This is a genomic window from Burkholderia sp. APQ4-4ca (genome assembly GCF_057837105.1).
The window spans coordinates 185,412-206,973 of the sequence record NZ_JBYQCG010000242.1; the positions used below are offsets into that span (position 1 = coordinate 185,412).

Annotated in this window: 17 protein-coding genes and 1 tRNA gene; 5 read left to right on the forward strand and 13 right to left on the reverse strand. The window is 67.4% G+C overall.

Translation table 11 applies throughout. The features are described from left to right. Positions 1–11 precede the first annotated feature (11 nt). Positions 12–1,154, reverse strand: coding sequence for a nitrogen regulation protein NR(II) (glnL, locus tag AC3IFE_RS32385; RefSeq protein ID WP_179233407.1), 1,143 nt, complete (start codon positions 1,152–1,154; stop codon positions 12–14). A gap of 160 nt (positions 1,155–1,314) precedes the next feature. Further along, positions 1,315–2,730, reverse strand: a complete 1,416-nt coding sequence (glnA, locus tag AC3IFE_RS32390; protein ID WP_017331833.1) for a type I glutamate--ammonia ligase — start codon at positions 2,728–2,730, stop codon at positions 1,315–1,317. A 406-nt stretch (positions 2,731–3,136) separates the two neighbouring features. Here glnA and AC3IFE_RS32395 point away from each other — a divergent pair, with 406 nt between their 5' ends. Further along, the gene (locus AC3IFE_RS32395) at positions 3,137–3,601 is read left to right on the forward strand and encodes a rhodanese-like domain-containing protein (RefSeq protein WP_301740201.1); all 465 of its coding nucleotides are present in this window, start codon (positions 3,137–3,139) and stop codon (positions 3,599–3,601) included. 122 nt (positions 3,602–3,723) lie between these two features. On the opposite strand, the gene AC3IFE_RS32400 is transcribed toward AC3IFE_RS32395, so the two are convergent. The 5 genes from AC3IFE_RS32400 to hrpA form a co-directional block, all read right to left on the reverse strand. Further along, complete coding sequence (locus AC3IFE_RS32400) at positions 3,724–4,539, reverse strand: competence/damage-inducible protein A (RefSeq protein WP_489194380.1); 816 nt, start codon at positions 4,537–4,539, stop codon at positions 3,724–3,726. Then, entirely contained in the window at positions 4,536–5,363 is an 828-nt protein-coding gene (locus AC3IFE_RS32405) for an EI24 domain-containing protein (RefSeq protein ID WP_301740203.1), read from the reverse strand. Before AC3IFE_RS32405 ends, AC3IFE_RS32400 begins: the two co-directional genes overlap by 4 nt. A gap of 126 nt (positions 5,364–5,489) precedes the next feature. Then, complete coding sequence (locus AC3IFE_RS32410) at positions 5,490–6,464, reverse strand: sterol desaturase family protein (RefSeq protein WP_489194382.1); 975 nt, start codon at positions 6,462–6,464, stop codon at positions 5,490–5,492. A gap of 16 nt (positions 6,465–6,480) precedes the next feature. Further along, on the reverse strand, positions 6,481–7,470 hold the full coding sequence (locus AC3IFE_RS32415) for a YVTN family beta-propeller repeat protein (RefSeq protein ID WP_489194384.1): 990 nt from the start codon (positions 7,468–7,470) through the stop codon (positions 6,481–6,483). Positions 7,471–7,671: 201 nt separating this feature from the next. Further along, a complete protein-coding gene (gene hrpA, locus AC3IFE_RS32420; protein ID WP_489194386.1) occupies positions 7,672–11,877 on the reverse strand; it encodes an ATP-dependent RNA helicase HrpA in 4,206 nt (1,401 codons plus the stop codon). A gap of 23 nt (positions 11,878–11,900) precedes the next feature. Between hrpA and argA the strand changes: the two genes are divergently transcribed. Both argA and AC3IFE_RS32430 read left to right on the forward strand, forming a co-directional pair. Then, positions 11,901–13,280: an amino-acid N-acetyltransferase gene (gene argA / locus AC3IFE_RS32425; RefSeq protein ID WP_089467834.1), complete on the forward strand. Its 1,380-nt coding sequence runs from the start codon at positions 11,901–11,903 to the stop codon at positions 13,278–13,280. Positions 13,281–13,331: 51 nt separating this feature from the next. After that, entirely contained in the window at positions 13,332–13,607 is a 276-nt protein-coding gene (locus AC3IFE_RS32430; protein ID WP_009692666.1) for an oxidative damage protection protein, read from the forward strand. A gap of 219 nt (positions 13,608–13,826) precedes the next feature. Here AC3IFE_RS32430 and AC3IFE_RS32435 read toward each other — a convergent pair whose 3' ends face one another. The 3 genes from AC3IFE_RS32435 to AC3IFE_RS32445 all read right to left on the reverse strand — a co-directional run bounded on the left by AC3IFE_RS32435 (position 13,827) and on the right by AC3IFE_RS32445 (position 18,372). Further along, positions 13,827–15,239 (reverse strand): MFS transporter, encoded by a 1,413-nt coding sequence (locus tag AC3IFE_RS32435; protein ID WP_489194389.1) that lies wholly within the window; start codon positions 15,237–15,239, stop codon positions 13,827–13,829. 167 nt (positions 15,240–15,406) lie between these two features. Further along, on the reverse strand, positions 15,407–16,624 hold the full coding sequence (locus AC3IFE_RS32440; protein WP_489194391.1) for a CaiB/BaiF CoA transferase family protein: 1,218 nt from the start codon (positions 16,622–16,624) through the stop codon (positions 15,407–15,409). Next, positions 16,621–18,372 (reverse strand): acyl-CoA dehydrogenase family protein, encoded by a 1,752-nt coding sequence (locus AC3IFE_RS32445; protein ID WP_489194393.1) that lies wholly within the window; start codon positions 18,370–18,372, stop codon positions 16,621–16,623. Before AC3IFE_RS32445 ends, AC3IFE_RS32440 begins: the two co-directional genes overlap by 4 nt. Positions 18,373–18,546: 174 nt before the next feature. On the opposite strand from AC3IFE_RS32445, the gene AC3IFE_RS32450 reads away from it, so the two are divergent. Next, entirely contained in the window at positions 18,547–19,449 is a 903-nt protein-coding gene (locus AC3IFE_RS32450) for a LysR family transcriptional regulator (RefSeq protein WP_489194395.1), read from the forward strand. A gap of 99 nt (positions 19,450–19,548) precedes the next feature. After that, a tRNA-Val gene (locus tag AC3IFE_RS32455) sits at positions 19,549–19,623 on the forward strand. A gap of 140 nt (positions 19,624–19,763) precedes the next feature. Here the strand turns inward: AC3IFE_RS32455 and AC3IFE_RS32460 are convergent. From AC3IFE_RS32460 to AC3IFE_RS32470, 3 genes are all read right to left on the reverse strand, one after another. Continuing rightward, entirely contained in the window at positions 19,764–19,967 is a 204-nt protein-coding gene (locus AC3IFE_RS32460; RefSeq protein ID WP_124557644.1) for a hypothetical protein, read from the reverse strand. After that, on the reverse strand, positions 19,964–20,386 hold the full coding sequence (locus AC3IFE_RS32465; protein WP_489194397.1) for a hypothetical protein: 423 nt from the start codon (positions 20,384–20,386) through the stop codon (positions 19,964–19,966). The genes AC3IFE_RS32460 and AC3IFE_RS32465 overlap by 4 nt, the downstream gene beginning before the upstream one ends. 323 nt (positions 20,387–20,709) lie before the next feature. Next, on the reverse strand, positions 20,710–21,562 hold an 853-nt coding region (locus tag AC3IFE_RS32470; protein ID WP_489194399.1), incomplete at its 5' end, for an aminotransferase class III-fold pyridoxal phosphate-dependent enzyme.

The window sequence follows — 21,562 nt, forward strand, 5'->3', positions numbered from 1 at the left end:
AATGCCGCCGCTCAATGGTCGAGCGGCAGCAGAATCTGAAATTCGGTACGTCCGGGCCGGCTTTCGACCTCGATCATCCCGTCGTGCTGCTGCACGAAGGTCTGCGCGAGCGTGAGGCCGAGGCCGCTGCCGTCGTCGCGTCCGGACACGAGCGGGTAGAAGATCCGGTCGCGGATCTCCTCCGGAATGCCGGGCCCGTTGTCGACCACGTGCAAGTCCAGTGCCAGCTTGTACAGGCGTTTCGCGATCGTGATCTTGCGCGCGATGCGCGTGCGCAGCTCGATCTTCGCGTCGCCCTGCGCGATCCGCTCGCGCAGCGCCTGCGCCGCGTTGCGCACGATGTTCAATAGCGCCTGGATCAACTGCTCCTTGTCGCCGCGCAGGTCCGGCACGCTCACGTCGTAATCGCGCTCGATCGTGAGCCCGCGCGGGAATTCCGCGAGCATCACCGCGCGCACGCGTTCGCATACTTCGTGAATGTTCACGTCGCCGACGATGTGCGGATGCCGGTGCGGCTCCAGCAACCGGTCGACGAGCGTCTGCAGGCGGTCGGACTCCTTGATGATCACCTGCGTGTATTCGCGCAACTCGCCGCGCTCGCGCTCGCCCAGTTCGAATTCGAGCAGTTGGGCTGCGCCGCGAATGCCGCCGAGCGGGTTCTTGATCTCGTGCGCGAGGTTGCGGATCAGTTGCTTGTTGACCGCGGTCAGGTCGTGGATGCGCTCTTCCCGATCGGTGCGCGACTGCCGTTCGTTCTCGAACAGCTCGACGAGCACGAAATCGGGCGCGTTCTCGAGGAAGCCGACGATCGCATGCACGTGCAGCGGTTCGCGGCCGGGCCGGTCGAGCACGGTATCGAGGTGCGTCGCGTGAAAGCGTTCCTGGCCGATCGCGGTGATCGTCGACGCGAGCTCGTTCGCGTTCGGGAAAATCTCGCCCCACGGCCGCTGCGCGAGCTGCCGCCGCGAGATGTCGAGCATCGCCTCCGCGGACGGGTTCGCGAACGCGACCCGCAGCGTCTTGCGGTCGAGCACGATCACGACCGTCGGCAGCGCTTCGAGCCCCGCCAGCAGACCCGAGCGCGCGAGCCGCTCGTCGTCCGTCAGTCGTTCGGGCTGCCCCGTTTTCGCCTTGATCAGATTCTTCAGAACCATCTGCGTGCTTGTCGCGCCTCACCGGGCAGAAAATGAAAATCGTCGGAACAAAAAAGGGACGGCCGGACGCCGTCCCCTTTCAGACTCCGCCGCTCCCGCCGCAAGCCGCGCGACGGGAACGAACCGGCATGACGGCGCTGAATCGAAGCGCCATCGCCGATTAGAGCGAGTAGTACATCTCGAACTCGATCGGGTGCGTCGTCATGCGGAACTTCGCCAGCTCCTGCTCCTTCAGCGCGAGGTACGCGTCGATCATGCCGTCGGTGAACACGCCGCCGCGCGTCAGGAATTCGCGATCCTTGTCGAGCGCTTCGAGTGCCTGGTCGAGGCCCGCGCACACGGTCGGGATCTTTGCATCCTCTTCCGGCGGCAGGTCGTACAGGTTCTTGTCCGCGGCTTCGCCCGGGTGGATCTTGTTCTGGATCCCGTCGAGGCCGGCCATCATCAGCGCCGTGAAGCACAGGTACGGGTTCGCCATCGGATCCGGGAAGCGCGTTTCGATACGGCGGCCCTTCGGGTTCGACACGTGCGGAATGCGGATCGATGCCGAACGGTTGCGTGCCGAGTAAGCGAGCTTGACCGGTGCTTCGAAGTGCGGGACCAGACGCTTGTACGAGTTCGTCGTCGGGTTCGTGATCGCGTTCAGTGCACGGGCGTGCTTGATGATGCCGCCGATGTAGAACAGCGCCAGTTCCGACAGGCCGGCGTAGCCGTTGCCCGCGAACAGGTTCTGGCCGTCCTTCCAGATCGACTGGTGAACGTGCATGCCCGAACCGTTGTCGCCGACCACCGGCTTCGGCATGAACGTCGCCGTCTTGCCGTACGAGTGCGCGACGTTATGGATGATGTACTTCGACCATTGCGTCCAGTCGGCGCGCTGAACCAGCGTCGAGAACTTCGTGCCGATTTCGTTCTGGCCCTGGCCCGCCACTTCGTGGTGGTGCACTTCGACCGGGATGCCGAGCTGTTCGAGCAGCAGGCACATTTCCGAACGCATGTCCTGGAACGTGTCGACCGGCGCGACCGGGAAGTAGCCGCCCTTCGTGCCCGGACGGTGGCCCGTGTTGCCGCCTTCGAATTCCTTGCCTGCCGACCACGGCGCTTCTTCCGAGTTGATCTTCACGAAGCAGCCCGACATGTCCGTGTTCCACTGGACCGAGTCGAAAATGAAGAATTCCGGTTCCGGACCGAAGTACGCCGTGTCGCCGATGCCCGTGCTCTTCAGGTACGCTTCGCCGCGCTTCGCGAGCGAACGCGGATCGCGCTCGTAGCCCTTGCCGTCGGCCGGCTCGACCACGTCGCAGGTCAGCACGAGGGTCGACTCTTCGTAGAACGGGTCGACGAAGGCAGCGCTCGGATCCGGCATGAGCAGCATGTCCGACGCCTCGATGCCCTTCCAGCCCGCGATCGACGAACCGTCGAATGCATGACCGCTTTCGAACTTGTCTTCGTCAAACGCCGAAACCGGCACCGACACGTGCTGTTCCTTGCCGCGCGTATCCGTGAAGCGGAAATCGACAAACTTGACGTCCTCGTCCTTCACGAGCTGCATGACGTCGGCGACGGTTTTACTCATAACCTCTTCTCCTGATTGAACAATTCCGGCGGACTGGGAAACCGCCTCGTTTATCGAGCTGACCGGGGTCTTGCTTTGGCGCAGCGCGCCCCGATTCGACCGAATTCTATATAGCAGCTTCCGTGCCAACCATCGCAAAACCGACGCGAATCACGCCGGCCCGCGCCGCAGCGGAGCTTCGTTGCGCGATTCCGGGGCCGGGCGCCGCACCGGCGCATGCGCCATAGCACCGAAATGGTGCAATCTGGTGGATCCGTCGGCGCCATACATCCATTCTGGTGCATGCCGGCCATTCTGCACCTTTTTGGTGATCCCGTGGCCGCCACGCGCACCGTGCCGCATGCGGACTTCCGTGCGGCGCCGTCGCGCTAGAATGACCGTTTGACCGATACGGAGACTCCCCGCCATGAGTACGCTGGACCAGCTTTACGCGAAGGCCGACGAACGCCGCGCACAAGGCGCGCTCGACTATGCCGGCGCGCTGCTGCCGGTCGAGGCATTCGAACTGCTGCAGCTCGACCCGTCGGCGCGCCTCGTCGACGTGCGCACGCGCGCCGAACTCGACTGGATCGGCCGCCCGCTCGTCGGCGACGGCCAGTACCTGCACGTCGAATGGACGCGCTACCCGGGCGGCGTGCCGAACGCCGAATTCGTCAACGAACTGAAGGCGGCCCTCCCGGCCGATACGCCCATCCTGTTCCTGTGTCGCAGCGCCGCGCGCTCGAAGCTCGCGGCGGTCGCGTCCGCGCAGGCCGGCTTCACGAAGGCGTTCGACCTGCTCGAAGGCTTCGAAGGCGCGAAGGACGCCGAAGGCCACCGCAAGACGGTCGACGGCTGGTGCTTCCGCAAACTGCCATGGATCGGCGCCTGACGGCGCGCCGCGCCCACCGGTTGCGATAGCCTCATCGTCGAGCCGGGCGATGACATGCCGATGACGGGCCGCATTGCGCGGCCCGTTGCTTTTGGTGCGGCCGTGTCGTTGCGGGCCGCCGCTCACGCGCGCGGCGTATCGGGCTCCACGACGTCGCCGCCGAGCAGGTGCACGCCTTCGCGCAGCTTCACGAACGCGGCCGCGACCGCTTCCGGCTCGCCCTTCACGCCGAGATCGATGTGACGGCGCGCATAGATGCCGCCGCGCTCCGCGTCGCCGACGCTCGGCAGGCTGAACACGCGCACGCCCGGGAAATCGCGCTCGATCTTCTCCATCAACGGCGTGAGCGTCGATTCCGGCAGCTCGAACACGTACAGCGAGCGCTCGGCATGCGGCGTCGCGTGATGCAGATGCGCGTACTTCGTGTCGAGCACCCATTCGATCATCGGCCACGCCATCACCGGGAAGCCCGGCACGAAGTGAAGATCCCCGACCGAGAAGCCCGGAATCCGGTTGTAGCCGTTCGGGATGATCGTCGCGCCGGCCGGGAACACGCCCATGTTGAAGCGATGCTGGTTCTCCGGCGACTCGAAGTCGACCGGCGTGGCCGGATCGGTATGCGTTTCGCGAATGCGCTCCGCAATCAGCGCCTTCGCGTCCGGATGCAGCTCGAGCGGCACGCCGAGCGCGGCGGCCGCGCACTGGCGCGTATGGTCGTCCGGCGTCGCGCCGATCCCGCCCGTCGAGAACACGATGTCGCCCGACGCGATCGCGCGCGCGAGCGTCGCGGTGATGCGCGCCGGATCGTCGCCGACGTATTCGGCCCAGTCGAGCGCGAGCCCGCGCGCGCCGAGCAGCTCGATGACCTTCGCCAGATGCTTGTCCTGCCGGCGGCCCGAAAGGATTTCGTCGCCGATGATGATGATGCCGATGCTCATGCCTGCCCCATGTCGATTGCGGTGGCGCGCGCACTGGCGCGCAGGTCTTCCAGCGCGCGCAGGCAGTAGTGCCCGAACCACAGCGCCGAGAAGACGAGGATGAAAGCGTAAACCCAGATCATCGCCGCTGCCACGAACGGGAACAGCACCATCATCCAGACCGACGACACCCACACGAAGGTCGGCACGGTGCCGAGCAGCCCGGTCGCGACGCCGATGCCGATCAGCGGCCAGCGGTGCCGGCGCACGAGCGCGCGGCGCTCGTCGCGGCTCGCATGCAGCGCGAGCGCGTCGTAGGTCATCACGCGGTACGTGAGCCAGCCCCAGATCACCGGCGGCAGCAGCGCGAAGAACGGCGGGATCAGCCACAGCGGGATCGTGACGACGAGCAGCACGACGCCGACGATCGCCGCGCCGAGCGAATTGACCACGCTGCCGAAGAAGGTGCCGCCCCGCTTCGGCTCGAGCGCCGCGAACTGCCGGTTCGACAGGTGCTTGATCACGACCGGCATCGAGATCGTCGCGATCAGCAGCAGCACGGTCAGCACGATCAGCGGAATCGCGAGCGACACGACCACGAACGGCGCGACGACCGCATGCAGCTGCGACATGCCGATCGCATCGAACGCGCGATACAGCGCGGCCGTCAGCACGAAACCGTCGAGCGCGCCGCGCGCGAGATCCAGCAGCGTCTGCCACGAGAACCACAGCACGACGCCCCACAGCAGCGCCGACACGACGAACGGCATCAGGGTGAGCCACAGCATGCGCGGGTGCAGCGCGCTGGCGAGCGCCCGGACGAAGGAACGCAGCAGGTCGTTCATGCGAGCCTATGAAATCTGGATTGACGGAGAAAAACGGGGAAAGGATAAACCACGCGGCCCGCGTGCGCCAAAGCGCAGGCGGGCCGCGTGGAAAAGTCGTTCAACGGGAGACGGGCCCGCTCGGGATCAGGCGGACGCCGCGCCGCGCTTGGCGGGGAACAGGCGCCGGAAGATCCGCACGAACGCGAGGCCGTGCTGCGACCAGAAGCCGTCGCCGTAGGACACGCCCTCGACCTGCTCGCGGATGCCGGTCGGCTCGACCGTGCGGTTCCACGACGCGGTGCCGAACATCATGTCCCACCACGGGAACAGCACGCCGAAGTTGCAGCCGTACTTGGTGCCTTCGTGGCCATAGCCGACCGCATGGTGCCGGCGGTGGAAGATCGGGCTGACGAGCAGGCGCTCGCCGATGCGGCCGTACGACAGCCGCGCATTCGTATGCTGGATGCTCTGCAGGAAGTTCGTGACCGCGGTCAGCACGACGAACTGCGACGGCGTCACGCCGATCACGAGCGCGATCGCCGCGAAGAAGCACGACTGAAGCACGTCGTCGAGCAGGTGGTTGCGGTCGTCGCACCACAGCGACATCTGCCGCTGGCTGTGATGGACCGCGTGCAGCTCCCACCAGATGCCGAACTTGTGCTGCCAGCGGTGATACCAGTAGCCGGCGAAGTCGAGCACGACGAGGTAGATCGCGAACGCGACGATCGGCCGCGAGGTCACGCCCGGCCACAGATAGTCGAGGTTCACGTTCGCGACGCCGTGCAGGCGCAGCCACGCCTGGAGGTTGTCGAATACCGGCTGCAGCGCGAAGAAGAAAAACAGCGCGTAGATGCCGAGCTTCGAGATCGCGGTGTAGATCACGTCGACCCGCACCGCGCGGCGGTTCTTCCAGCGCTCGACCGGCAGCAGCGCCTCGAGCGGGCGCAGCAGCGCGAACATCAGCACCATCTGCAGCGCGCCGACGATCACCCAGTACAGCGCGTCGTAGGTGTCCTCGTCGTAGTCCATCAGGTTGAACTTGAAGAGGAACGGCTGCACGACGTCGACGTACAGCCAGGTCTGGACGTCCGACACGAACGCATCGATCAGGTGCAGCATCGTTCGCCTCCGCCCGTCACGCGCCGTTCGCCGCCTTCCACGGCGCGCGGTCGTAGAAGTAGATGCCGTGCGGCGAACGGCCGACGGCGATCGTCTGCACCAGCTTGCGCGACGCCAGATCGATGATCCCGACCTTCTTCGCGAAACGGAACGTCACCCACAGCGTTTTTTTGTCGGCGGACAGCTCCATGTCGTCCGGGCCCGGCAGCAGGCCGGTGATGTCGCCGACCTTGGTGAGCGTGATCTCGTCGATGATGCTGATCGTATTCGCGACCCGGTTCGTGATCGCGACGTGCGCGCCGTCGGCGAGCGAGCGGAAGTTGTGCGCGCCCTTGCCCGTCTGAATCGTCTTCACGACCTTCTGATTGCGCCAGTCGACGACCGCGACGTAATCGGCGCCGGTCATGCCGACCAGCAGGTATTTGTCGTCGGGCGTCATCCACAGGCCCGCCGGCACCTTGCCGACCGGCATCTTCCACTTGACCGTCTGCGTCGCGAGGTCGACCGCCGCGATCTCGCCGGACACCTGCAGCGACACGAGCACCGTCTTGCTGTCCTTCGTGAACGCGAGGTGGCTCGGCATCACCGCGAGCGGCAGGCGCTTCACGAGATGCAGGTCGCGGCCGTCGTAGCTGTAGATGTCGAGCCGGTCGAGGCGCAGCCCGGTCGACACGAACCACTTCTTGTCGGGCGAGAAGCCGAGCTGGTACGGATCCTCGATGCCTTCGACCGTGCGCTGCAGCTTGCCCGTCTTCGGATCGACGAACATCAGGCTGTTCGAGACCGAATTGGCGACGATCAGCGACGAATTGTCGGGCGTCGCCATCAAGTGGTGCGGTTCCTTGCCGGTCGGCATCGTGGACACGACTTCGCGGGTCTGCTCGTCGATCAGGGAAAGCGTCGCTTCGGCCGAATTGAGGACGATCACGTTATTCGCGTGTGCGGCGGGCGCCAGCACGGCGGCGGCCAGCGCAAGCGTGCGGCCGAAGGAAAGGAAAGTGCGCATGAAGACTCACGTCGTGGAACAGCTGTCATTGTAGAACGTTCGGCGGGCCCCTCCGGTTGACCCATGCCGGTGTTGCACCGCTTTTGCGCCGCCGTTGCGTCACCTCGCCGCACGCCGCGGCGGCCGGACGAGCCACTGCCGCCGGCGCCGCGGTGCGAGCCCGGGCCGGCCGCCCGTCCAGCCCGGCCAACCGATGTCGCGCTAGCGCTGCATCGACTCCCAGACCTTGTGCAGGCGCTTGACAGAGACCGGCATCGGCGTGCGCAGTTCCTGCGCGAACAACGAAATCCGCAATTCCTCGAGCAGCCAGCGGAATTCCGCGAGCCGCGCATCGACGACGCCGCCGCGCTGCGACACCGCGCGCTGGTACTGCTGGGCGAGCGGGAGCAGCTCGGCCGACTGCTTCGCGTCGCGCGCCGGATCGGCCTTCAGCTTGTCGATCCGCAGCGCGATGCCCTTCAGGTAGCGCGGGAAGTGCGCAAGCTGCGCGTAAGGCGTGTCGATCACGAAGCGCTTGCCGACCAGCGCGGCCAGTTGCTGCTGCAGGTCCGCATGGGCCTGCGCGAACGGCTTCGCCTGCGCGAGCTTCTTCACGAGGCCCGCGTATTCGGCCAGGATCTGCCCGACGAGCCGCGCGATTTCCTGCGCGAGCAGGTTCAGGCGGCTGCGGCCCTCGTCGCGGCGCGCGTGGAAGCTCGCGTCGTCGTCGGGCAGCGGATCCTGCAGGCACGCGCGGTCGAGCGCCGTGTCGATCAACTGGTCGCGCAGCTCGTCCTGCGTGCCAAGCGACATGTACTGCATCGCCATCTCGCGCAGGCCCGGCAGGTTCTTTTCCAGGAACTTGATCGGCTCCTTCAGCTGCAGCGCGAACAGCCGCCGCAAACCGGCCCGGTGGATGCGCGCGGCCTCCTCCGGCGAATCGAACACCTCGACGTCGCAATGCGTGCCGCGGTCGACGAGCGCCGGGTAACCGTACAGCGTCTGGCCGCGCCGGCGGATTTCCAGCAGCTCGGGCAGCTTGCCGAAATTCCACGTCGTCAGGTTCTCGTACAGCGCGGTCGCGCCGCCTTCCGCCGGGGCGGCCGTCTGCGGCGCCGCGCCCTTGCCCGGCTTGCCGCCCTTCGCCGCCGAACCCGGCGCGGCGGCGGGCGCCGGCGTGTCGCCTGCGTCGCCCGCGCCGGCGTCGCCGCCGGTCGCGATCGTCGACGCCGCCGCGATCTTCTGGAACTGCTGCTGCGCCTGCGCGCCCAGCTCCTGGCGAAGCTGCGCGAGGTTGCGCCCCATCGCGAGCTGGCGGCCGTGCTCGTCGATCACCTTGAAATTCATGAACAGGTGCGCGGGCAACGTCTCGAGCTTGAAGTCGGCCGTTTTCATCGCGACCTGCGTCTCGCCGCGCACGTCGGCGATCAGCGCCTCGACGAGCCCGCCGGCGCCGAAGCGCTCGCGCCCCATCCGCTCGACGAAGCCGGCCGCGTACTCGGGCAGCGGCACGCAGTGCCGGCGCAGCTTCTGCGGCAGCGACTTCAGCAGCAGTTGCACCTTCTCCTTCAGCATGCCGGGCACGAGCCATTCGCAACGGCGCGCGTCGACCTGGTTCAGCGCGTAGAGCGGCACCGCGAGCGTCACGCCGTCGCGCGGCGTGCCGGGCTCGAAGTGGTACGTGAGCGCCATCTCGACGCCGGCCATCGTCGCGCGCTTCGGGAACAGGTCGGTCGTCACGCCGGCCGCCTCGTGGCGCATCAGGTCGTCGCGAGACAGATATAGCAGCCGCTGCTTGTCGTCGGGCTGGCCGCCCTTCTTCACCTCGTCGCGATACCAGCGCTCGAACGCGGCGCCCGTATGGATGCCTTCCGGAATCGCGTGGTCGTAGTACGCGTAGATCAGTTCGTCGTCGACCAGCACGTCCTGGCGGCGCGACTTGTGCTCGAGCTGCTCGATGTCGGCGAGCAGCTTGCGGTTGTGCGCGAAGAACGGCAGCTTCGTGTCGAATTCGCCTTCGACCAGCGCGCCGCGGATGAACAGCTCGCGGGCGCGCGCCGGGTCCTGCTTGCCGAACGCGACGCGCCGCCGGTGGTAGATCGGCAGCCCGTACAGCGTCGCGCGCTCGAACGCGCTGACCTGCGCAGGACGCTTCTCCCAGTGCGGCTCCGACAGCGATTTCTTCAGCAGGTGCGCGCCGATCTTCTCGACCCACTCCGGCTCGATCTTCGCGAGGCAGCGCGCGTACAGCCGGCTCGTCTCGACGAGCTCGGCCGCCATCACCCAGCGGCCGGCCTTCTTCGCGAGCGCGGAGCCCGGCCACAGGTAGAACTTGATCCCGCGTGCGCCGAGGTAGTGCGGATCGTCGTCGGCCTTCATCCCGAGGTTGCCGAGCAGGCCCGTCAGCAGGGCCAGATGGATCTGCTCGTAGGTGGCCTCGACTTCGTTGAGCCGCCAGCCGTGCTCGCGCACGACCGTCAGCAACTGCGAATGGACGTCGCGCCACTCGCGCAGCCGCAGGTGCGACAGGAAATTCTGCCGGCATGCGTCGATCAACTGGCGATTCGACTTCTTGTGCGCGACGGCCTCTTCGAACCACGCCCAGATCTTCAACCACTGCAGGAATTCGGAGCGCTCGTCGGCGAACCGGCGATGCGCCTGGTCGGCCTGCTCCTGCGCTTCGATCGGGCGGTCGCGCGGGTCCTGCACGGACAGCGCGCTCGCGATGATCAGCACCTCGCGCAGCGACTGCTGGTCGCGCGCGGCGAGAATCATCCGGCCGACGCGCGGGTCGAGCGGCAGCCGCGCGAGCTCGCGGCCGAGCGGCGTCAGCGCGTTGTCGTCATCGACCGCGCCCAGTTCGTTGAGCAGCTGATAACCGTCCGCGATCGCGCGGCCGGGCGGCGGTTCGAGGAACGGGAACGATTCGATCGCGGTCAGGTGCAGCGACTTCATCCGCAGGATCACCGACGCGAGCGACGAGCGCAGGATTTCCGGATCGGTGAAGCGCGCGCGCGCCTGGTAGTCGCTTTCCTCGTACAAGCGGATGCACACGCCGTCGGCCACGCGGCCGCAGCGGCCCGCGCGCTGGTTCGCGGCGGCCTGCGAGATCGACTCGACCTGCAGCTGCTCGACCTTGTTCCGGTACGAATAGCGCTTCACGCGCGCGAGGCCGGTGTCGACCACGTAGCGGATGCCCGGCACCGTCAGCGACGTTTCGGCCACGTTGGTCGCGAGCACGATCCGGCGCGCGTTCGACGCCTTGAACACCTTGTCCTGGTCGGCCGCGGACAGCCGCGCGAACAGCGGCAGGATCTCCGTGTGCGGCGGATGGTGCTTGCGCAGCGCCTCGGCCGCCTCGCGAATCTCGCGCTCGCCGGGCAGGAACACCAGCACGTCGCCGGGGCCTTCGCGGCACAGCTCGTCGACCGCGTCGACGATCGCGTCCATCAGGTCGCGTTCGGCTTCGCGCGCGGTCTTCACGCGATCGCGGCCGCCCGTGCCTTCGGCGTTCTTCACCGCAGGACGATCCTCGGCCACCGGCCGATAGCGCATCTCGACCGGATACAGCCGCCCGCTCACCTCGATCACGGGCGCCGGACGTTCGTCGGTGCCGAAATGGCGCGCGAAGCGGTCGGCGTCGATCGTCGCGGACGTGACGATCAGCTTCAGGTCCGGCCGCCGCGGCAGGATTTCCTTCAGGTAGCCGAGCAGGAAGTCGATGTTCAGGCTGCGCTCGTGCGCCTCGTCGATGATCAGCGTGTCGTACGCCTTCAGCAGCGGATCGGTCTGCGTCTCGGCGAGCAGGATGCCGTCCGTCATCAGCTTGACGGATGCGCCCGGCGCGAGGTTGTCGGTGAAGCGCACCTTGTAGCCGACCACCTCGCCGAACGGCGTGCCGAGTTCCTCGGCGATCCGGCGGCCGGTCGACGACGCGGCCAGGCGCCGCGGCTGCGTATGGCCGATCAGGCCCGTGCCGCCGGCGCCGAGGCCGCGGCCGAGATCGAGACAGATCTTCGGTAACTGCGTGGTCTTGCCCGAGCCCGTTTCGCCGCAAACGATGACGACCTGATGACCGGCGATCGCGCGCGCGATTTCGTCGCGCTTGCCCGACACGGGCAGGCTTTCGGGGTAGGTGATCGGCGGGACGGGATTCGGCGGAACGGCGGCGCGCGGCGCACGCTCGCGGCGCGGGGCGCGCTCGCCCGCCGGCTGCGGCGCGCCCTTCGCGGCCGGCTGGCGCGCGTCGCCGCGCCGTTCGTCATGGCGCGGCCCGCGCGGCGCGGGTGCCGGCTGGCCCGCCGGCTTGTCCTGCTGCCGGCGCGGCGGCTGGCCTTGCTGCTCGCGCGCATCGGCCGCACCATCCGGGTGCTTCGCCGACGGCGTATTGGCCCGCGTCGGCGCGGGACTTTTAGAAACATTCGACATGGGGGCGCATTATAATCCCGCCCATGAATTCCCAAACCGACCTCCCTCCCGCCCAGACCGGCGCCGCGACGCCGCCGGTAGCCGACGATTCGGCCGCCAGCCACGCGCAGTTCGTCGACTGGATGCGCTCCGTCGCGCCCTATATCCACAAGTTCCGCAACAGCACGTTCGTCGTGGGGTTCGGCGGCGAGGTGGTGCAGCAGGGGCTGCTGAACGCGCTCGTGTCCGACATCGCGCTCTTGCAGGCGATGGGCATCCAGATCGTGCTGGTGCACGGGTCGCGCCCGCAGGTCGAGGAGCAACTGAGCCTGCACGGCGTCGAATCCGAGTTTTCGCACGGGCTGCGCATCACCGATGCGCGCGCGCTCGAATCCGCGAAGGAAGCGGCCGGCGAAGTGCGTCTGGACATCGAGGCCGCGATCAGCCAGGGTCTGCCGAACTCGCCGATGGCGCACGCGCACATCAGCGTCGTGTCGGGCAACTTCGTGACCGCGCGGCCGGTGGGGATTCTCGACGGGGTCGATTTCGCGCACACGGGCATCGTGCGCAAGATCGATGCCGAATCGATCCGTCATTCGCTCGCGAGCCGCAAGCTCGTGCTGCTGTCGCCGCTCGGGTTCTCGCCGACCGGCGAGGCGTTCAACCTGTCGATGGAAGACGTCGCGTCGGCGGCCGCGATCGCGCTGCGCGCCGACAAGATCATCTTCCTGACCGAAGGGCCCGGCATCGTCGACGACGAAGGCGAGCTGGTGCGTGAAATGTCGCTCGACGCGGCGGCCGAGCTGCTCGATTCCGGCAACATCCAGGGCGACGACGGGTTCTTCCTGAAGCATTCGATCCGCGCATGCCGCGGCGGCGTGACCCGCGCCCACCTGATCCCGCAATCGCTCGACGGCAGCATGCTGCTCGAACTGTTCCTGCACGACGGCGTCGGCACGATGATCTCGTACGAGAACCTCGAAAGCCTGCGCGAGGCGACGCCGGACGACGTCGGCGGCATCCTGTCGCTGATCGAGCCGCTCGAATCCGACGGCACGCTGGTGCGGCGCGGCCGCCACCAGATCGAACGCGACATCGACCACTTCTCGGTGATCGAGCACGATGGCGTGCTGTTCGGCTGCGCGGCGCTGTATCCGTATCAGCAGGAAAAGATCGGCGAGATGGCGTGCCTGACGGTCGCGCCGGAAGCGCAAGGCTCGGGCGACGGCGAACGCCTGCTCAAGCGCATCGAGCAGCGCGCCCGCGCGCGCGGCCTCACGCACATCTTCGTGCTCACGACGCGCACCGAGCACTGGTTCCTCAAGCGCGGCTTCGTCAAGGTCAGCGTCGACGACCTGCCGGAAGACCGTCGCAAACTCTATAACTGGCAGCGCAAGTCGCTCGTGCTGATGAAGCAGCTCTGAGCGCAGGCACGACTGCCCTTCCCCCCAGACCGATTACAGGAGAAGTACACGATGGCTCGAATGATCCAATGCGCGAAGCTCGGCAAGGAAGCCGAAGGCCTCGATTTCCCGCCGCTGCCGGGCGAACTCGGCAAGCGCATTTACGAGAGCGTCTCGAAGGAAGCGTGGCAAGGCTGGCTCAAGCAGCAGACGATGCTGATCAACGAAAACCGCCTGAACATGGCCGACCCGCGCGCGCGCCAGTATCTGATGAAGCAGACGGAGAAGTACTTCTTCGGCGAGGGCGCGGACCAGGCGTCCGGCTACGTGCCGCCGACGGAAGGCTGAGCGACGACGCGACGCGAGACGGCCGGCCGTGCCGGCGTCGTCGCGATGTGAAGCAAACGCCCGAACGGCACCGTGTATCGCACGGTGCCGTTTGCTTTTGGGATGCGTGATCCGACGCGCGCGAAGGCAACGCGACGCGGGCCGTCCGACGCCTGACGCCGTGGATTCGCCGCATCGCCACCTCACCTCACCGCATCGCATGACGCCATGCCTGCCGGCTCAACCCGCCGGTTTCAACGTGCCGCGATCGTCCGGTTGCACGGCTTCGCCCGCGGGGCTTCCCGCCCCCGTGCTCTCGACACCCCACTCGGCCGCATCGCTGCGTTCGGCGCTCGACAACTCGTTGGCGCGATACCCGGTGCGATTGAGCAGCGCGAGCATGCACGCGAGCGACACGAGTGCATAGAGCCCCGACGCGATCGCGACGCCGACGATGCTGCCGGTCGCATTGAGGATCGCCTGCGCGAGCACCGGTGTGCCGCCGCCGACGACCAGCGCGCTCAACTGATACGCGAGCGACAGGCCCGTATAGCGGATGTTGGCAGGGAACACGCGCGCGAGCACCCCGCCGACCGCGCCGTAGAACATCGCCGACGGAATCGTCGAAATGCACATGCCCGCGACGGCGACCCAGTACGAACGCGTCGCGAGCGCATGGAACATCACGGGCATCAGCACGATTTCCGGGATCAGGATCCAGCACATCGCGCGCCGCATGTCGACCTTCGACACGAACCACGCGCCGACCGGCTGCATCAGGAATTGGACGACGAGCGAGATCGACAGGATGCCGAGGAACGTGCCCTGCGCGTAACCGAGCGTCTTCGTCGCCCACGACAGCGCGAACGTGCTGCGGAAATACGTGACGTTGATCACCGGCAGCGTGCCGGCCGCCAGCAGCACGACGACCCAGTGGTCGCGCACGACGTCGCGCAGCGGCAGCTTCACCGTGCGCTTGCGCGCAAGCACGCGCTGCATGTCGACCGACTCCTCGAGGCGCAGCCGGATCACCATCCCGATGATCACGAGCACGGCCGACAGCAGGAACGGAATGCGCCAGCCCCACATCAGGAACGACGGCGTCGGCAGCGCGCTCAGCGCGAAGAACGCGGCCGTGGCCAGCAGGTTGCCGGTGGGCGAGCCCTGCTGCGCGAACGCCGCATACAGGATGCTGCGATGCTTCGGCGCGTTCTCGCTCGCGATCAGCACCGCGCCGCCCCACTCGCCGCCGACCGCGATGCCCTGCAGCACGCGCAGCACGACGAGGCCCGCGGGCGCCCAGACGCCGATCGACGCGTAGCCGGGCAGCAGGCCGATGCCGGTCGTCGCGAGCCCCATCATCACCAGCGTGATCACGAGCGCGGTCTTGCGGCCGACGCGATCGCCGAGATGGCCGAACACGATCCCGCCGAGCGGCCGCGCGGCGAAGCCGGCCCAGAACGTGACGAACGCGAGCAGCGTCGCGACGCCGGGATCCATCGTGCTGGAAAAGAATACCTTGCCGAACACGAGCGCGGCGGCCGTGCCGTAGATGTAGAAGTCGTACCATTCGATCGTGGTGCCGACGAACGCCGCGAGGGCGGCGCGGCCGGGCCGCGGCGGTGCGGCGGGCGAGGATTGCGGACGGCTCATCGATGTCTCCAAGTTTGTGATCGGCGGCGCGGCTGTCGCGCGCGGCCGGTTGGCCGGCCTTGCGCCGCCGGCTGGCGGGGTTGCGCTACGTTGCGTTGCCTGGGGTTGACGCTGACGTTGCGATCGGTCGGTTCGGGACGGCGCTCGTCCGCAGGTGCCCTCGCCCGTCACGTCTCGTCCGGCGCGACCTTCAGCACGCCGGCATCGAGCAGTTGCTGCTGGAGCGTGCGATCGACGCCGAGCCGGTCAAGCACCGCGCGCGTGTCGCGGCCGAGCGCGGGCGGCACCGACCGGTAGGTCGCCGGCGTGCGCGACAGCTTCACCGGCGACGCGGTGCCGCGATACGCGCCGATCTCGACGAACAGCTCGCGATGCAGCGCATGCGGATCGTGCGCGACGTCGGCCACCGTGCGCACCGGCCCGCACGGCACACCGGCCGCCATCAGGTCGCGCGCGAGCGGCTCGCACGCGTGCGCGCCGAGCCGCGTTTCCAGTTCGGCCTTCAGTTCGGGCCGGTGCGCGCAGCGGCTGCGGTTGTCGACGAAGCGCGGATCGTCGGCGAGCGCCGGCGCGCCGAGATGCGCGACGAGCCGCGCGAACTGCCGGTCGTTGCCGACCGCGAGAAAGATCGGCACGGTCGCCGTGCGATAGCTGTCGTACGGCGCGATGTTCGGATGCGCGTTACCGCTGCGCTCCGGCACGCGGCCCGATCCGAAGAAATTCGGCAGATGCGGATGCAGCAGCGACACGCCGCAGTCGTACAGCGCCACGTCGATCGACTGGCCGCGGCCGCTCTTGTCGCGCTCCGCGAGCGCCAGCAGGATGCCGGCGAGCGCGTTTAGCCCCGTGACCATGTCGACGATCGGCAAACCGATGCGCGTCGCGGCGCCATCGCGCTCGCCGTTGACGCTCATCAGCCCGGCCATCGCCTGAATCACCGCGTCGTAGCCCGGCAGCCCGCCGAGCGGGCCGTCGTCGCCGAAGCCCGTCACCGCGCAATGGATCAAGCGCGGGAAGCGCGGCTGCAGGTCGCGGGCGTAGTCCATCCCCCAGCGCGCGAGCGTGCCCGGCTTGAAGTTCTCGACGAGCACGTCGGCGCTTTCGAGCAGCCGCCACAGGATCGCGCGCCCTTCGTCGCGCGACAGGTCGAGCGCGAGCCCTTCCTTGTTGCGGTTCACGCCCATGAAATACCAGGCCGTCTCGCCAAGGAACGGCGGCCCCCAGCCGCGCGTCTCGTCGCCGTCGGGCGGCTCGATCTTGATCACCGTCGCGCCGTGGTCGGCGAGCGCCTGCGTGCAGTACGGGCCGCCGAGCACGCGGCTCAGGTCAACGACCTTCAGGCCGTGCAGCGCGCCGCGCGGAGTGTTCTCGGTCGCCGTGCTCATCGCTCGACCTCCGGCAGCAGATCGAGCGCCATGTCGAGCGGCACCGGCGTGCCGCGCAGCAGCGCGTCGGACGCAGCCGATTCATCGTCGCGCGATGCCGGCGCGACCGGATCGACCGGCAACAGCTTGTGCCGCACGATCAGGTGCGCGAGCGCGAGACGCCTGAAATCCGGCGCGAGCCGTGCGCCCTCGCAGGCCATCAACACGGCCGCGCTCGCGTAATACAGCGCGGACGCGGCCTGCCGCACACGCGCGTCGTCGCCTTCCCCGGCGACCCGTGCGAGCGCATCGCACGCCCGCGCGAGAATGCGCCGCAGCGCCGTGCGGCTCGCGTCGGGCAGCGGCGCCGCGCCCAGACGATCGCCGAGGAACGTGCGCAGCGCGTCGAGCGCATGCTCGCGCTGCGCGGCGCGCGCGACGTCGAGCGCGACGATGTTGCTCGTGCCTTCCCAGATCGATCCGAGGTGCGCGTCGCGCACGAGCCGCGCGTCGCTCCATTCCTCGATATAGCCGGTGCCGCCGCGCACTTCCATCGCATCGCCCGTCACGCGGCGCGCATCGCGGCACGCGCGGAACTTGATCAGCGGCGTCAGGATCCGCACGCAGCGCGCCGCCTGCTCGTCGCCCGCATCCGCCTGCGGCAGCAGCAACGCGATCTGCATGAACATCGCGCGCGCGGCCTCGGCCGGCAGCAGCATCTTCATCAACTGGCGCTGCATCAGCGGCATCTCGATCAGCTTGCGGCCGAACGCGTCGCGATGCGCGGCGACGTGCAGCGCTTCGTTCAGCGCGCGCCGCATCAGCCCCGCCGCGCGCACGCCGTTCGACAGACGCGACATGTTGATCATGTCGGCCATCTGGTGAAAGCCCCGGCCGATCTCGCCGATCAGCCAGGCCTGCGCGCCTTCGAGCGCGATCTCGCCGCTCGCCATCGAACGGCTGCCGAGCTTGTCCTTCAGGCGCACGATCCGGTAGCGGTTGCGCGTGCCGTCCGGCAGCGTCTTCGGCAGCAGGAACAGTGCAAGGCCCTTGATGCCGTCCGGCGCGCCGTCGGGCCGCGCGAGCACCATCGCGAGATCGGCGTCCGCATTCGAACAGAACCACTTGTCGCCGGTCAGGCGCCAGACGGTCTCGCCGTGCGCGTCGGTTTCGCAGGTCGCGCGCGTCGTGATCCGGCCGACGTCGGAGCCGGCCGCCTGCTCGGTCATGAACATCGCGCCCTGATACAGCGTGTCGAAGTCGCGCGACGCGAGCCTCGGCAGGTAGCGCGCGACGAGCGCGGGATCGCCGAAACGGCGCAGCGTGCGCGTCAGCGAATCGGTCATGCTGACCGGGCAGCACAGCCCGAATTCCGCCTGCACGAACAGGAACGTCAGCGCGTACTTGACGAGCGGCGGCACGGTGTCGGATCCATGGCTCAGCGACGCGAGCCCGAGTTCCGCATACGCGACGCGTTCGAGCGCGACGTACGCCGGATCCTTGTCGATCCGCTGCACGGCCTCGCCGCGCCGGTTGCGATGCTCGAGCACGGGCGGATGCTTGTCCGCGCGCGACGCCCATTCGTCGAGCTCGCCCGATACGCGCGCGCCGAGCGCACGCAGCCGCGGCTCGAGTTCGGCATAGTGCGCGTCGCCGAGATGCAGCTTCAGCAACGCGCCGAGATCGGGATCGACGGTGAAGAAATTGAGGCCCCGGCTGTCGGGGATGTTGGATGCGCCGGCGTCCGGCGTGCGAGCGGTGTCGTTCATGCATGCGTCTCCTGGGTTGCCTGCGCAGTTGCCGGGGCCGCGTGCCACCACGGCCGGCTGGTCCTGCATCAAGCCTTCCGGAGAGCGTAGGCGCGCAGTCGATAAGCGTCCAATACAGGATTTGTCCGGTACGATAGATATCGCTTATCGATGTCGACGCCGGGAGGAGACACCATGGAACTAAGGCAGTTGCGCTACTTCGTGGCGGTCGCCGAGGAGCTGCATTTCGGGCGCGCGGCGAAGCGCCTGTTCATCTCGCAGCCGGCGCTGAGTTTCGACATCCGCAAGTTCGAGGACGCGCTCGGCGTGCAGCTCTTCTCGCGCACCAACAAGACCGTCGCGCTGACCAACGCGGGCGAGGTGCTGCTCGGCGAAGCACGGCGGCTGTTGCTGCAGGCGGCCGAAGCCGAGCGGCTCACGGTGCGTTCGGCATCCGGCCTCGGGGGGCGGCTGCGGATCGGCTTCGTCCACTCGATGCTGTATCGCGGGCTGCCCGATGCGGTGCGGCGCTTCGAGGCCGACTATCCGGGCGTAGAGGTCGTGCTGAGCGAGATGAACACGCACGCGCAGGTGCAGGCGATCCAGCGCGGCCAGATCGATCTCGGCTATGCGCACTGGGGCCGCTTCCCAGCCGACGTCGAATCGGTGCCCGTCTATGCGGAGCCGTTCGTATGCTGCCTGCCCGCGGCGCATCCGCTCGCGCGGCGCCGCCAGGTCGTACTCGCCGCGCTGGCCGCGGAACCGTTCATCCTGTTTCCGCGCGACGCCGCGCCGCACTATCACGACCTGATCATCGCGCAGTGCGTGAACGCCGGGTTCAGTCCGCTGATCCGCCACGAGGCGCGGCTGTGGCAGACGATCCTGTCGATGATCGAGTTCGGGATGGGCATCGCGCTGGTGCCGCGCGTGCTGCAGCAGGCGAAAAGCGACCGGCTCGCGTTCGTGCCGCTGAAGGACGCGTCGCTCGAATCGCGCACGCTCGCGCTGAAACGCAGCGGCACCGCCGAACCGGTGGCGTTGCGCTTTGCCGACTACGTGCGCGCATCGATCGACGCACTGCCCGCGCTCGCGGGCTGAGCACGCGGCCGGCGAACCGGTGGTTGCGGGGCATTTGAAAAAATTTGCAGAAAGGGCTTTACGAACCCCAAAAGCTCTGACATAATTTGATTCTTCTTTGGGCGGTTAGCTCAGCGGTAGAGCACTGCCTTCACACGGCAGGGGTCACTGGTTCGATCCCAGTACCGCCCACCAAGGATTCATCGGTGTGTGAAGCCCGAAGAACAAAGGCCCTCAGGCGTAAGCCGAGGGCCTTTTTCTTTTGCGGTGACTCTAAGCCTAACTCGCTCACAATGCCATCACGTTTCCGCGCACCGCCCCTTACGATTCCCGTATTAACGCTTGCGCCGTCGCGGATCGATGCCGTTTTGTTCGAGTAGCTTTCGCAGGCGGGCGTTATCGCCCCATAGCGTTGCGAAGGCGATCAGCATCATGACGGTGGGGAACCATTCGCCGGTTCCGGCGATGATGGCCCAAGCAACGGCGAAACAGACTATCGCCGTGCCGATAAGAAGTAGGCGGTCGGCAATCCACTTCATCGCGCACCTCGGATCGCCGTGTTCGTCTTCAACCCGAAATAGCTATGCGGGCCGGGCGCGAGAACTTCCGGATGCCGCAGGATTTGCGCCATAACGAGCGGATGAATCGCCAGCCCATAGCGTGTGCCCCATCGAGCGACTGCAAGCGACGTGTTCGCGTTGCCCTTGCCTGCGCCGCAAGCTAATGTCGAATCGGTTGCGACCATCAGGCTACCGATGACCGCGCCCAGGTAGGCGCTGCCAAGGATCGAACCGACAACACCCACCTTTTCGACTAGCGTGGTCGCACCGAGCATTTCGCCCACCGTCGCGTCGGGGCCAAGCGCCTTTAGCGTCCCCATCATCGTACTGACAGCCGCAACCGACGTTTGTAGCGTCGCGAAAAGCGTTGTCGGAACGGGCATATGCAGTGCGGTCATGTTCGTCTGGAAGGCTTCAAAGAAGCTCGGGCATGTCGGCATGGGCAACGCTCCGGATCAAGCGCATAATTTTCGCATACCGGTCACGTCGGCCTACCTGTCACCGTTGACAGGCACTTCACTAAACCAGCGGCAGTTTGTTTCATTGACGCTACGAAAGAACAAGCCCGATTCGCCTTTTACCTGCGACGGCGCCCACCAAAGAATTCAAGGGCCTGCGTCTCACGACGCAGGCCCTTTTCGTTTTGGCGTCGCGCGTGCCCGGCGCGATACGGGCGCCGCGTCATTCGACGCCGCGCCCTCCTCACGCAGGTCCGCCCTGTTTACCGCACGTCCCCCACCCGCTCCGCCGTCGCATCGAACGCGCGCTTCGCCTTGTCGACGATCTCGTCGACCTCCGCCTCGCGGATCACGAGCGGCGGCGACAGCAGCATCCGGTCGCCAGTCGCGCGCATGATCAGGTTGCCGTTGAAGCAGAAGTCGCGGCAGATCGTGCCGATATCGACACTCGCATCGAAACGCTCGCGCCGCTCACGATCGCGCGCCAGTTGAACGCCCGCGACCAGCCCGCTCCCCGAGATCTCGCCAACGATCGGATGGTCGCCCAGCGTGTCGCGCAACCGGCGCTGGAAATACGGGCCGATATCGGTCTTCACGCGCTCGACGATGCCTTCGTCGCGCAGCAGCTTCAGGTTCGCGACCGCGACGGCCGCCGCCACCGGATGGCCCGAATACGTGAGGCCGTGATTGAATTCGCCGTTGTCGATGATCGGGCGTGCGACGCGCTCGTGAATGCCCACCGCGCCCATCGGCACGTAGCCCGACGTGAGGCCCTTCGCCATCGTGATCAGGTCCGGTTCGAAGCCGAAGTGCTGGTGCGCGAACCATTCGCCGGTGCGGCCGAAGCCGCCGATCACTTCGTCGGCGACGAGCAGGATGTCGTACTTGCGGCAGATCCGCTGGATTTCCGGCCAGTACGTCGACGGCGGGAAGATCACGCCGCCCGCGCCCTGGAACGGCTCGCCGATGAATGCCGCGACGTTCTCCGCGCCGAGTTCGAGGATCTTCGCTTCGAGCTGCTGCGCCCGCGCGAGGCCGAATGCTTCCGGCGTCTCGCCCGGCTGCGCTTCGCCGAAGAAATACGGCTGGTCGATATGCACGACGTGCTCGACCTTC

Bases quoted from the DNA above. Each gene is read 5' to 3' on its own strand.
- glnL (WP_179233407.1), bottom strand. From the start codon at position 1,154: ATGGTTCTGAAGAATCTGATCAAGGCGAAAACGGGGCAGCCCGAACGA.
- glnA (WP_017331833.1), bottom strand. From the start codon at position 2,730: ATGAGTAAAACCGTCGCCGACGTCATGCAGCTCGTGAAGGACGAGGAC.
- AC3IFE_RS32395 (WP_301740201.1), top strand. From the start codon at position 3,137: ATGAGTACGCTGGACCAGCTTTACGCGAAGGCCGACGAACGCCGCGCA.
- AC3IFE_RS32400 (WP_489194380.1), bottom strand. From the start codon at position 4,539: ATGAGCATCGGCATCATCATCATCGGCGACGAAATCCTTTCGGGCCGC.
- AC3IFE_RS32405 (WP_301740203.1), bottom strand. From the start codon at position 5,363: ATGAACGACCTGCTGCGTTCCTTCGTCCGGGCGCTCGCCAGCGCGCTG.
- AC3IFE_RS32410 (WP_489194382.1), bottom strand. From the start codon at position 6,464: ATGCTGCACCTGATCGATGCGTTCGTGTCGGACGTCCAGACCTGGCTG.
- AC3IFE_RS32415 (WP_489194384.1), bottom strand. From the start codon at position 7,470: ATGCGCACTTTCCTTTCCTTCGGCCGCACGCTTGCGCTGGCCGCCGCC.
- hrpA (WP_489194386.1), bottom strand. From the start codon at position 11,877: ATGTCGAATGTTTCTAAAAGTCCCGCGCCGACGCGGGCCAATACGCCG.
- argA (WP_089467834.1), top strand. From the start codon at position 11,901: ATGAATTCCCAAACCGACCTCCCTCCCGCCCAGACCGGCGCCGCGACG.
- AC3IFE_RS32430 (WP_009692666.1), top strand. From the start codon at position 13,332: ATGGCTCGAATGATCCAATGCGCGAAGCTCGGCAAGGAAGCCGAAGGC.
- AC3IFE_RS32435 (WP_489194389.1), bottom strand. From the start codon at position 15,239: ATGAGCCGTCCGCAATCCTCGCCCGCCGCACCGCCGCGGCCCGGCCGC.
- AC3IFE_RS32440 (WP_489194391.1), bottom strand. From the start codon at position 16,624: ATGAGCACGGCGACCGAGAACACTCCGCGCGGCGCGCTGCACGGCCTG.
- AC3IFE_RS32445 (WP_489194393.1), bottom strand. From the start codon at position 18,372: ATGAACGACACCGCTCGCACGCCGGACGCCGGCGCATCCAACATCCCC.
- AC3IFE_RS32450 (WP_489194395.1), top strand. From the start codon at position 18,547: ATGGAACTAAGGCAGTTGCGCTACTTCGTGGCGGTCGCCGAGGAGCTG.
- AC3IFE_RS32460 (WP_124557644.1), bottom strand. From the start codon at position 19,967: ATGAAGTGGATTGCCGACCGCCTACTTCTTATCGGCACGGCGATAGTC.
- AC3IFE_RS32465 (WP_489194397.1), bottom strand. From the start codon at position 20,386: ATGACCGCACTGCATATGCCCGTTCCGACAACGCTTTTCGCGACGCTA.